Origin of the sequence: Chryseobacterium caseinilyticum (assembly GCF_014837145.1) — a bacterium.
Classification (GTDB): domain Bacteria; phylum Bacteroidota; class Bacteroidia; order Flavobacteriales; family Weeksellaceae; genus Chryseobacterium; species Chryseobacterium caseinilyticum.
Genome location: NZ_JACYFS010000001.1, coordinates 37,076 through 50,208, shown reverse-complemented (window position 1 = coordinate 50,208; position 13,133 = coordinate 37,076). Strand labels below are relative to the sequence as shown.

The 13,133-nt window shown below is 37.7% G+C and carries 6 protein-coding genes; 4 read left to right on the top strand and 2 right to left on the bottom strand.

Annotated elements, in window-relative coordinates:
* Positions 1-4: 4 nt before the first annotated feature.
* On the bottom strand, positions 5-2,893 hold the full coding sequence (locus IC610_RS00210) for a SusC/RagA family TonB-linked outer membrane protein (RefSeq protein ID WP_191734679.1): 2,889 nt from the start codon (positions 2,891-2,893) through the stop codon (positions 5-7).
* 327 nt (positions 2,894-3,220) lie between these two features.
* Positions 3,221-5,110, bottom strand: a complete 1,890-nt coding sequence (dnaK, locus tag IC610_RS00205) for a molecular chaperone DnaK (protein ID WP_191734678.1) — start codon at positions 5,108-5,110, stop codon at positions 3,221-3,223.
* 671 nt (positions 5,111-5,781) lie between these two features.
* On the opposite strand from dnaK, the gene ppk1 reads away from it, so the two are divergent.
* The 4 genes from ppk1 to IC610_RS00185 all read left to right on the top strand — a co-directional run bounded on the left by ppk1 (position 5,782) and on the right by IC610_RS00185 (position 12,963).
* A complete protein-coding gene (ppk1, locus tag IC610_RS00200; protein ID WP_056077964.1) occupies positions 5,782-7,854 on the top strand; it encodes a polyphosphate kinase 1 in 2,073 nt (690 codons plus the stop codon).
* Positions 7,855-8,289: 435 nt separating this feature from the next.
* Positions 8,290-9,174 (top strand): Ppx/GppA phosphatase family protein, encoded by an 885-nt coding sequence (locus IC610_RS00195; RefSeq protein WP_191734677.1) that lies wholly within the window; start codon positions 8,290-8,292, stop codon positions 9,172-9,174.
* Positions 9,175-9,251: 77 nt separating this feature from the next.
* The gene (locus IC610_RS00190) at positions 9,252-9,731 is read left to right on the top strand and encodes a hypothetical protein (RefSeq protein WP_191734676.1); all 480 of its coding nucleotides are present in this window, start codon (positions 9,252-9,254) and stop codon (positions 9,729-9,731) included.
* A 163-nt stretch (positions 9,732-9,894) separates the two neighbouring features.
* A complete protein-coding gene (locus IC610_RS00185) occupies positions 9,895-12,963 on the top strand; it encodes a choice-of-anchor I family protein (RefSeq protein WP_191734675.1) in 3,069 nt (1,022 codons plus the stop codon).
* Positions 12,964-13,133: the final 170 nt, after the last annotated feature.

Here is a 13,133-nt window from a genome sequence, read left to right as displayed (position 1 = left end):
AAATTTAGAAGTTAAAGTTTATGCCCATCATATAGACTTTTGCATTAGGATATGCACCGTAATCTGTTCCGTCTGACTGCACAGATTCCGGATTGTAACCACCGTAGTAATGATCTTTTCTCCATACGTTTTCTAAACTGACATAAAGTCTAAGATTGGAAATTTTCAGTTTACTTACCAGATCCTGATCAAAATTATATCCTAAAGTAACATTTTTAAGCTGAATATAAGTAGCATCATAAAGCCATCTTGTATCTAAAAGTCCTCCCGTTGTACCATCCAATCTAGGCGTTTTTCCGTCTCCTGGGTTTTCATCTGAACGCCAGCGGTTTGCCCAGTTGCCCATTACGTTATTTGTTGTCCCCATACTTGTGCGGTCAATTGCACGGCCTAACAGAGCGTAGCTATATCCACCTTTCTGTCCCTGAAAAAATACTGAAAGATCGAAATTCTTATAGGAGAAAGTATTGGTAAGACCCCAATAGTAATCAGGAGTAGGTCCACCAATGATATGACGGTCTTTCTCATCAATTTTCCCGTCGCCATTTGCATCCTTATATTTAACATCTCCCGCAATGGCTCCGACAGTTTTGGCAACACTTGCATTGTTGATATCTGCAGTTGAAAGCACTCCGATGGCTTCATATAAATAGAAAGAATTCAACTCCTCACCTACCTGAATAATATTGGTAAGATTGTCATAACCCGATGGAATGGGCTTATTGTTATTGCCAAGTTTTGTTACTTTATTATTATTAAAAGCAATGTTTGCAGAGGTGTTCCACGTGAAAGCTCCTACTAAATTTTTTGTATTCAAATCTAATTCTAAACCTGTATTTCGTACAGAACCCACATTTCTCCACATTGTTGTATATCCTGTAACTGAAGGAATGGGCTCCTGCAAGAGAAGATCGTTGGTATTTTTGATGTAATAATCTGCTGTAAAATCAATTCTTTTAAATAAACCCAATTCAAAACCAAAATCTGATGACCTGGTTTTTTCCCACGTAAGATCAGGGTTTTCGATTGTATTTGGAATTAAACCATTCGATAACGCTCCTCCAAAAGAATAATTTCCTCCGGCAAGTGTTCCGAAAGCTCTGTACTCCCCGATGGAATTATTTCCGTTCTCACCCCAGCTGTATCTTAATTTAAGGTTGCTCAACCAGTTTTGATTTTGTAGAAATTCTTCCTTGTCGATTTTCCAGCCTCCACCAAATGCGGCAAAAGTTCCCCAAAGATTATTCCACCCAAATCTTGAAGATCCGTCTCTACGAATACTTGCCGAAGCCATATATTTACCTTTGTAATTATAGTTTACACGGCCAAACATAGAAACCAACATCCACTCTGAAGCTGTGTATTCAGAATTCAAAACAGATCCCGACTGAGTGAAGTTAAAAGTTTTCAGATCGTCATTAGGAAACCCTCTGTTCCGGTTGTACTGAGATGTCGTTCTGTAATTTTCGGCACTGTAACCTGCGATAGCATCAAGTTCATGACTTCCGAAAGATTTTTTGTAGCTTAATAAAGCTTCTCCCAAATACCTGTTGTAGTTTATGGTTCTGCGGCTTGCCGTACTCACCTGTCCCGGTATGTTGGTGATTAAATCAAAAGTTGGGTTGTAGCCGGTATTGATGTTAAAATTGTTGGTTGCACCTCCTGATAATTTAAAATTTAAACCTTTCAAAATATCATAAGAAACATACAAACTGGAAAGCAATCTGAATTCATTGGTATCATTGGTTGTATTTTCCATCAGGCCAATTGGACTTTGTGTAGAACCAGCCCATCTGTATCGTAAATTTTTCCAGAAGTTGGTATAAAGACCAGCGTTCACCTCTGCTACAGGAACCATCGACAGCATTTTGTGGGCATTGTTATCTTTTCCGTCAACTGTAGCTCCATAACTCTTAGAATAACTTGGACGTAAGGAAATTCCTGCTTTCAGTTTATCTGTAAGGTTAACGTCTACTGCTGCACTTAAATTAAATCTGTTAAATCCTGTATTGATTGCCAGACCTTCCTGATCGAAATATGCCCCAGAGATTGCATACTTTACTCCTTTACCACCACCTCTCACGGCAAGCTGGTAATTTTGAATAGCAGCCGGGCGATAAAATGCATCCTGCCAATCGATATTGGCAACTTGATTAGTTCCCCAACGAGGATCAATCATGAAATTAATATTGGCAAGATTATAATCTGTAGCATTCGCAAGATTAAAATACTGTGCTCTTTTCGCATAACTGTCTGAAGCCAAATTTCCGGGAGCCAAAGCTACCCATCTTTTGTTAATGGCTTCTGTAGCAAAATCAATCCATTCTGAGCTCGTCATGATATCCAGTTTTTTCTCAATTGTCTGAACGCCGTAATACTGAGAAAAGCTAAATGATGGTTTGCCTGATGTTCCTCTTTTCGTTGTCACAATCACCACACCATTAGAACCTCTGGATCCGTACATCGCTGTAGAAGCGGCATCCTTAAGCACGTCAATCGATTGCACATCATCTGGTGAAATGTTTGCGATATCGTCTACCACTATTCCGTCAACAACATAAACCGGGGAATTATTTGCTGAAATTGATGCAGTACCACGCACTCTCACTTCTAATGGCTCGCCCGGCTTTCCTGTAGTGGAACGGGTTTTAACCCCTGCAATCTGACCAGTCAAAGCCTGATCTACTCTTGCGATTGGTCTGTCTTTAAAACTTGCTGCATTCACTTTTCCTACGGCACCGGTCACTTCTCCCTTCTTTTGCGAACCGTAAGCAATTACAACAACTTCCTCAATATCTTTCGTTTTGTTGTTGGAAATGCTGTCTTTTTCCTGTGCGAAGATAATACCTGTGGTACCAAATAAAATACCTAAAGCTACGATTGATTTCTTCATTCTCTGTCTGGTGGATTATTAATTATTTACTTTTTAGTTTTCATTGAAATTAAAACCAAGAAATGATTTGGAATCCAAATACATGATATTTCTCATATTCTAACTTTCTAAATGTATACTTATCATAAATTTCAGCTATCCTGCGGTTACCTGCCCAGATCTCAACGACGTGAAACATTTCTAATTAACTCATTATTAACAGAGTTAACAAATATTTAATATGATCAATCAAAATAATTTACATTGAAATGCTTCATTAGTAAACAAAAAAAATCCCCAGGTTTTCACCTGAGGATTCATATTTAAATATTGTTGACAATTAAAGTCTTATTTCACTTCTTCAAAATCTGCATCCTGTACATCTTCTGATCCACCTGCATTATTTTGAGTCTGTTGTGCTCCTGCGTCAGCACCCTGACCTTGAGCATACATTTCTTCTGAAGCGGCCATCCATGCTGCATCCAAAGCTTCTGTTTTAGCTTTTACTTCTTCTCCGTTTTTAGCTTCGTAAGCAGTTTTCAATTCTGCGTGAGCAGTTTCGATAGCTGCTTTTTTGTCAGCAGATAATTTCTCACCGAATTCTTTCAGTTGCTTTTCAGTCTGGAAGATCAATCCGTCAGCTTTGTTGAAGATTTCAACTTCTTCTTTTCTTTTTGCATCTTCTGCAGAGTTTTCCTGAGCTTCTCTCTTCATTCTTTCGATTTCCTCGTCAGAAAGACCTGAAGAAGCCTGAATTTTAATAGACTGCTCTTTTCCTGTTCCTTTATCTTTAGCAGAAACGCTAAGGATACCATTCGCATCAATATCGAAAGTTACTTCAATCTGAGGAACTCCTCTCTGTGCCGGTGGAATATCTGTTAAATCAAATCTACCGATTTCTTTGTTGTCGTTAAACATTGGTCTTTCACCCTGTCCTACTCTGATGCTTACAGCCGGCTGGTTGTCAGAAGCTGTAGAGAATACTTCAGATTTCTTGGTAGGGATTGTTGTATTTGCATCAATCAATTTAGTAAATACAGAACCCATAGTTTCAATACCTAAAGAAAGTGGCGTAACGTCTAATAAAAGTACGTCTGTCACGTCTCCGGTTAAAACTCCACCCTGAATAGCCGCTCCGATTGCAACAACCTCATCCGGGTTAACTCCTTTTGATGGTTTTTTACCGAAGAATTTCTCAACTTCTTCCTGAATGATCGGGATTCTTGTAGAACCACCTACCAAAATTACTTCGTCGATATCTGAAGTAGATAAACCTGCATCTTTCAATGCTTTGGCAACAGGCTCCATAGATCTTCTTACCAAATCTGCAGATAACTGCTCGAATTTAGCTTTAGTTAAAGTCTTCACCAAGTGCTTAGGACCTGTAGCTGTAGCTGTAATATAAGGAAGATTGATTTCAGTTTGAGCAGAAGCTGACAATTCAATTTTTGCTTTTTCAGCAGCTTCTTTTAATCTTTGTAAAGCGATTGCATCACCTTTAAGATCTACACCCTCTTCAGATTTAAACTCATCAGCCATCCAGTTGATAATTACATCATCAAAGTCATCACCTCCTAAGTGCGTATCACCGTTTGTAGACAATACTTCAAAAACACCGTCTCCCAAATCAAGGATTGAGATATCGAAAGTACCACCACCTAAGTCGTACACTGCGATCTTCTGATCTTTGTGAGCTTTATCCATACCGTAAGCCAAAGCTGCTGCTGTAGGCTCGTTGATAATTCTTTCTACTGTAAGACCGGCGATTTCACCAGCTTCTTTTGTAGCCTGTCTCTGAGCATCGTTAAAGTAAGCAGGAACAGTAATTACCGCTCTTGTTACTTCCTGACCTAAGTAATCTTCAGCAGTTTTCTTCATTTTCTGAAGTGTCATTGCAGAAATTTCCTGTGGTGTATATTCTCTGTCGTCGATTTTTACTTTTACAGTATCGTTTGGTCCAGCAACGACTTCATAAGGAACTCTTGAAATCTCTTTCGCATCTTCCTTAAAGTGTGTACCGATAAATCTTTTGATAGAATAAACAGTTTTCTTCGGGTTGGTTACCGCCTGTCTTTTAGCAGGATCACCTACTTTTCTTTCTCCATCTTCTGTGAAAGCCACGATAGATGGCGTTGTTCTTTTACCTTCTGCGTTAGGGATTACAACAGCGTCTTTACCTTCCATTACGGCAACACAAGAGTTTGTTGTACCTAAATCGATTCCGATTATTTTACTCATAATATTTATATTTTTTCTAATTTTTAAAATTGTAATAACACTCTCACTTTCTCAATATCTGTACCATGGGAATTTTTATGACAAATTGACAGTTTTGGATTTTTTAAATTTAAATTCAGACAATTTTTAAATAGATTTGACTTAAAATGACAGTGATGAAACTGTTTTCTTAGCACAAGAAAGACAAGATATTTCACTTTATTATTAAATCTTTAAAGTTTCGATAATATCTAAACTAAAATTTTATTACTGCTGAATTTTTTGGATTTAAACTTAATTTTTGCCTGGCGAAAACGCTTCGACGGGCTCAGCGTGACAGCGCTAATTCTTATCGTTTGTAGATCAAAATAATATATAAATCGAGATAAGCATTTATCACGTGTCAGGCTGAGCCTGTCGAAGCCTCTTTTTTTAAAGCTTGCTTACTGTCGATTCCACAAAGAGTTAATCAAAAAACTTCGTATTCTCAGCTCACTGAAATGCCATTGTCTCCCTAAAACACAATACAAAAAAAACTTATCTATCCTCATGTCTGAACCAACAAAAAAAATATAAAAAACTTCCACCCATAGATTCATTTTTCTTCAACTAAAAATTTAATTAAGAATTAACTTAAGAATCAAAAAAAAGACTGGTTTTATTAGTATTTTTGAGAAATTTTATACACAAATATGTCTTTACATTTTAATCCCAGAGATGTTACATGGTTAGCATTTAACGAAAGAGTTTTACAGGAAGCAATGGACGAAAACGTGCCTCTGCACCTCAGAATTCGTTTTTTAGGGATTTTCTCAAACAATCTTGATGAGTTTTTCAGAGTGCGCGTTGCCGGACTGAAACGTGCGATGGATTTCAAGGAAAAAGTGATTGCCGAATCATTTTATCAGCCCCCGTCAAAAATTCTTCAGAGAATAAATGAGATTGTGATTACCCAACAGGCAGATTTCGACAGGACCTGGAAAAAAATTCAGGTTGAAATGGCAGAACAGAAGGTTTTCATTAAAACTTCAAAAAATCTGACTGCCATCCAGAAGAATTTTGTGAGACAGTATTTTGATGAAGTGGTGGAATCCAATGTGATTCCGATTCTTCTGCATGAAAACACGCCGATGCCTTATCTTAGAGACAAGAGTTTGTATCTTGGTGTTGCCATGAGAAAAAAAGACTGGAACTACCGCAGCAATTATGCAATTATTGAAATTCCATCGCGTTTTGTGGGAAGGTTTGTGCTTCTGCCAACGGAAGATTTAGAGGAAAAAAATGTCATGCTTTTAGAAGATGTCATCACATTCAATCTTCCACATATATTCTCTTACTTTGGATATGATGAGTTTTCTGCCAACTCTTTTAAAGTGACCAAAGATGCAGAAATGGATATTGATAACGACATCAAAACCAATTTTGCCGAAAAAATAGAAAAAGGCCTGAAAAACAGACGGAAAGGTAAGCCGACACGTTTTGTTTTCGATAAAGATATGGATAAAGCGATGCTCGAATTGCTCATCCGGAAATTAAATTTAAGCAAAAAAGACAGCATCATTCCTGGAGGAAAGATTCATAATTTTAAACATTTTATGGATTTTCCTGATGTTTTTGAATATTATAAAAAGCCGGTTGAGCGGACTTCATTTACGCACCAGGCTTTTGAGCATGGCGAAAGAGTGACGGATGTTATTCTGAAACACGATGTTCTTTTGAGTTTCCCATACCACACATATACGCCCGTAATCGACCTTTTGCGTGAGGCTGCGATGGATCCTGATGTGAAATCTATTCAAATTACAGCTTACCGATTGGCGAGCAACTCAAAAATTAGCAATGCTTTAATTTATGCTGCGAGAAACGGCAAAGAAGTGACGGTAATGCTCGAGCTTCAGGCAAGATTTGATGAAGAATCCAATTTAAAATGGAAAGAAATGTTTGAGCCGGAAGGAATCACTGTTTTAATAGGAATTCCTGATAAAAAAGTTCATGCTAAACTTTGTATTATTAAAAAACGTGTTCATAATAAAACATTACAATACGGATTTGTCAGCACTGGAAATTTCAATGAAAAAACAGCCAGAATCTATGGGGACCATTTGATTATGACTTCTGACAGAGGCATTATGGCAGATATCAACAAAGTCTTCACAGTATTGAAGAAACCTAAAGACGATTATCTTTCTGTACTGAAAACCTGCAAAAATCTGATGGTTTGTCCGCAGTTTATGCGTGAAAAAATTGTACATCATATCGATAAAGAAATTGAAGAAGCAAAAGCAGGAAGAAAAGCGCAGATGATCATTAAAGCCAATTCAGTAAGTGACCGTGCCTTGATCACCAAACTGTACGAGGCAGCAGCAGCCGGAGTGGTTATTAAAATCATTGTACGTGGAATTTACTGTGCCATTAATCAGAAGGATTTTAAAGAAAAAATAAAAGCCATCAGCATCGTAGACGAATATCTGGAACACGCCAGAGTGATGTATTTCTACAACAAAGGCGCTGAGGACATTTACATTTCTTCTGCCGACTGGATGAACCGAAACCTGGATTACCGAATTGAAGCTGCCGCAAAAATCACAGACAAAAACCTCAAGAAAGAACTGAAAGATATACTTGACATTCAGCTGAGCGATAATGTAAAAGCAAGAATTTTAGATAAAAAATTAAGCAACGAATACATCAGTAACGGTGAAAAAGAATGCCGTTCACAGATTGAAACCTACAAATATCTGAAAGCAAAAACGGGTGGAAAGTAATTTTGAAAGATTAAGATTATTAAATTTTTAAGGACAAATAGGCTTTCGATTTTTAGATTTACAAGAGAAAATCATTAAGCTGCGCCGTAGAAGCATATATAATTTTTAAGAAAAATTGTAAGCCAAATTTTCAGAGCATTTTTCTTTTCCCCAACCCTAAAGGGTGGAAAAATGACCGGAAAAATTTATCTACACCAGTACTATTATCACAACGCGTCGACAGGTTCAGCGTGACGTCGCTAAGTTATACGGTGTCAGGCTGAGCCTGTCGAAGCCTTTATTTTTAATTAAACTTAATTTTGGAAAACATGGTTGAAATTGATTTTAAATGCGTCAAGTCAGCCATTAAGAATTAATTTTTGTAAATTCGGATTTTAAAACAAATTTGATTTTAATTTAAATAACTGAAATTCAATAAAATACACAATCAACAACATGATCATTGCAGCGATAGACATAGGAAGTAATGCAGCCCGACTTTTAATCAACGAGGTGAAAATTCAAAACGGAAAACCGGAATTTATTAAATTAAATCTCCTGCGAATTCCTCTGCGATTGGGAATGGATGTATTTACCCTTGGGAAAATTGGTGACGAGCGTGAAAAAATGGTCCTGGATTCTATGAAAATTTTCAGTGATCTGATGAAAGTCTATAAAGTTGAACATTACAGAGCCTGTGCCACTAGTGCGATGCGTGATGCTGAAAACGGAAAGGAAATTATTGAAAAAGTAAAAAATTACGCTGATCTTTCCATTGAAATTATTTCCGGTGACGAAGAAGCAACTTTGGTGTACGAAAACCACGTTGCAGAAGGTCTCGACAAAGACTTCGCCTATCTTTATGTAGACGTTGGCGGTGGTTCTACCGAATTAACATTCTACGAAAATGACAAAATGGTCTATGAAAAATCTTTCAACATCGGAACCATCCGACTTCTCAATAACCTTGTAACAGACGACAACTGGAAGGAAATGAAAGAGGAAATCAAGGCCAACATCAGCAGCAAAAAACAGATTGTAGCCATCGGTTCCGGCGGAAACATCAACAAAGTGTTCTCGATGAGCAAAACCAAAGACGGCAAACCCATGTCCATCGCTTACCTGAAGAAGGCTTACAAAGAATTCAACGATCTAACGGTTGAAGAAAGAATGACCAAATACGGCTTCAGACAAGACAGAGCGGATGTTTTGGTTCACGCCCTTAAAATCTACAATTTTGTAATGCACTGGGCAGATATCAACAAGATTTTTGTTCCGAAAATTTCTGTCGCGGATGGGTTGATTCATAATATTTATGAGAGGGTTTCGGGGGAAAGATAGCATCCTATTAGTTATCAAATTTTCTAGCATTGTTAAATCTAAATATGCGATATACATTTTTAATTTTATGCTTTTTAATGGTTACCTGTAAAAAAAGTAATGTAAGAAAGTACGATCCAAATCATTTTAACGATTACGAACTCAATTTTTCGGATGATAATTTTGAATACAATCTTAAATCAGGAAAATTCAATACCCTTTTTTCAGACTTCGCAGATACCATCATTTTATCACGAAAGGAGACCAATACAATTTCTAAATTATTTTTTGAAAAATATATTGATACCTTAGGAGGTGAAAGATACATTAGTGATTCAAAGATTATTACTATGCCAGATTTTCATGAGATAGTAGTTGTAAAGAAGCATAATAAACAAAAATCACATACATCAATTTCATACTTAGTTAATGAAGAAAGTAAACTGAGCGCTTCCGACAAAGATATTTTTAATTTTAAAGTTGAATTGTTAAAAATTCTCTATAAGAATACAGAATTCAAAAAATGTATTGACACCGTAAAAGCTACAAAACATAAAGACAATAGAATCTTTCTTTAGTACCAATTAATTTTTTTTAATTAAATAATACATCTTGTAAAGAATTAACAATTTCTTAAAAAATTTCTACCAATAAAACCAAAATCTTAACCATTTCATAACCTTCCCGTAAAACCCTCACAACCTATAACGTTCATTTTTGCACAAATAATAAATTGTAAAAATGAAGAACAAATATCTTTTGAGAGGTTTACTGCCTATTGCCGCATTATTTTACGGTTCAGTTTCGGGACAGAGCACTTTGGTTCATTACTGGAATTTTAATAACAGTACATCCGTTGCAGCAATCACCACTCCCACTACATCACTTCTGAATGGCTCCATCACAGCAGTTTCCACAGGAACAGGAAGCACAGATACTTTTATTGATTTCGCAAATGGTGTCAACCAAAATTTCAATATTGAGAATTTAAACGCCAGAAACGGAGACGCTTCCGGAACACATTTAAGATATAATTATCCGATTAACGGAAATGTACAGTTTCTTTTGCCTACGACAGGTTACAATAATGTTGTTGTTAAATTTACAACGAGACGTTCGGGATCGGGAGCAGGAAATCAGAACTGGTTTTACTCTTTAGACGGAACTACTTTTGTACCTTATCAGACGGTCACTTCACAGGATGCCAATCCACAGTTGATTACATTTGATTTTTCTGCAGTTGCGGGAGTTTCAAATAATCCTAATTTCAAACTGAAAGTAGAATTCGCACAAGGTGCAGGAGGTGCTGTTGGAAACAACAGGTTTGACAATTTCACTGTAGACGCAACTCCGGCCGGAGTTGTCGACACTACTCCACCAAACGTTGCCTATTTGCCGGCAAACAACGTGAACAATGCTTCAACAACGGCAAACCCTACAATTACATTCAACGAAAATGTAAGATTAATCGACAATTCTCCGATTACTGCCGCCAATGCTCAGAGTTTGATTGAATTAAGATTGAACAACGCAACCGGAACTCTAGTTCCTTTCACTACAACTTTTGCGAACAATGCGATTACGGTTATCCCAACCGCAGGTTTGATTCCAAATCAGGCTTACTATTTAGCTTTAAAACCAAATCTGGTTGAAGATACTAGCGACAATGCGGTAACAGCAGCGACTTCAAGTACTTTTACTACGGCAGGAACGAGCATTGCATTGGAGAAAAACTTAATTAAAGTCAATGAAAATGCGGGAACGTTAGCTTTTAAAATCAACGTTAACAATCCTTCAAACGCAACCGTCAATTTAGTGGTAAAACCTGCCTCTTTCAACACTGCAAGCAGCAGTGATTATACATTGGCTAATCAGACCATCAATATTACACCTTCCACGACAAGCGTTACCGTTAATATTCCGATTACCGACGATACTTTGGAAGAACAGCAAGCTGAATATTTTGTAGTTGGACTTGAAAATCCGGTTGGTACAACAATCACAGGCGACGCAAATGCTACCATTTATATTATTGATAACGATAAAGCGGCACCGGTTCCTTCCAATCAAATTTCATTAAATTACATCGGTAGTTTTGATCCTTCAGGAAACAGCACAAGTTCAACAGAAATTGTAGTTCATGATGCTGCCACACAAAGACTTTTTACCATCAGTTCTTTAACAGACGTTTTTGACATCATAAATTTCTCAAATCCTACTACCCCAACGGTTATCCAGACTGTCAATATGTTGCCGTACGGTGGAATCACAAGCATTGCTGTAAAGAACGGAATCATTGCAGTCGCTTCTCCCAACGGTACAAATCCTCAGGGGAACGGTAAAGTGGTGTTTTTCGATATCAACGGTGTTTTCCTGAAACAACTTGAAGTGGGCGTTCTTCCGGATATGATTACTTTCACCCCAGACGGAACTAAAGTAATGACCGCCAACGAAGGCGAACCGAACGATGCCTACACGGTAGATCCGGAAGGTTCAATAACTATTATCGATGTACCTGTTTTAACGGTAGCAGGAATCCAGGCTTTGACGCAGACGAGTGTAACAACACTTGGATTCACTCAGTTTAATGGACAGGAAGCTACTTTAGCTGCGACCGGAGGAAGAAAAGCAAAATCGACCAGCACTTTGGCTCAGGATCTTGAACCTGAATATATCGCGATCAGTCCGGACAGCCAGAAAGCATGGGTTTCATGTCAGGAAAATAATGCGGTTATCGAAGTTAATTTAACAACAAAAGCGTTAACCGGAATTTGGGGATTAGGTAAAAAAGACATGAGTCTTCCGGGAAATGGTTTCGATGCTTCAGACAATAACGGTGAAGTTTTAATCGCCAACTGGCCTGTAAAAGCATATTATAATCCGGATGCAATGGCTTCATACAAAATTGGAAACACCAATTATCTGGTGACCGCCAACGAAGGTGACGAAAAAGATCTGGGAGGATTCAGCGAAAGAACAACCGTTGGAGCAAATGGATATACCTTAGATTCAAACCTGTTCCCGAATGCTTCGATTCTAAAAGCTTCGCATAATTTAGGAAGATTCAGAGTAACGAATGTGAATGGAAACACCGATGGAGACACCGATTTCGAAGAAATCCATGCTTTGGGAGCGAGATCATTCTCCATTTTTAACGCAGATACAAAACAAATCGTTTTCGACAGTGGAGATCAGTTTGAAAGACACACCGCAGCCTACCATCCATTGATTTTCAATGCCGACAACGAAGCCAACGGAGCAAAAACCCGAAGCCGTGCAAAAGGTCCTGAACCGGAAGGCGTTACTTTGGGAAACATCAACGGACAGACTTTCGCATTCATCACTCTGGAAAGAACCGGAGGCGTGATGGTCTACAACGTGACAGATGCGAACAATGTAACATTTGTTGATTACAAACATTCAAGATCCACATCTGCATTTGGTGGCGACAACGGTCCGGAAGGAATCACTTTCATTCCTGCCGCAAATATGACCAATGGAAAAGCCTACGTCATCGTTGCCAACGAGATCAGTGGGACATTATCGATGTACGAAGTTGCCCTTTCACCAACATTATCAACAGGTGAAGTAAAAACTGAAAAAGCAACTTTCAATATTTTCCCGAATCCTGTGAACAAAGGAAATACTCTGTATTTCAACAGAGCTCAGGGTTATGAACTCTACGATATGAGCGGGAAACTTCTTGGAAAAGAAAAATCTGCCTTAACCATCGACACCTCAAAACTCAATACCGGAGTTTATTTAATAAAAACTTCAGAAGGTGAAGTAAAAAGAGTAATTGTGAAGTAAAATTTCATATTTGATTTTGTTGAAGCCCTGGAATTTTCCGGGGCTTTTTTGTTTGATTAAGATTCGTTGCTAATCAATCTTGTCGAGGTAATCTTAAAAAAATTTCAGCTCTCAGAAAAAGTTAAACAGTTCTTAAATTTAAAAGATTTTAATCCTATTACGTCTCTATG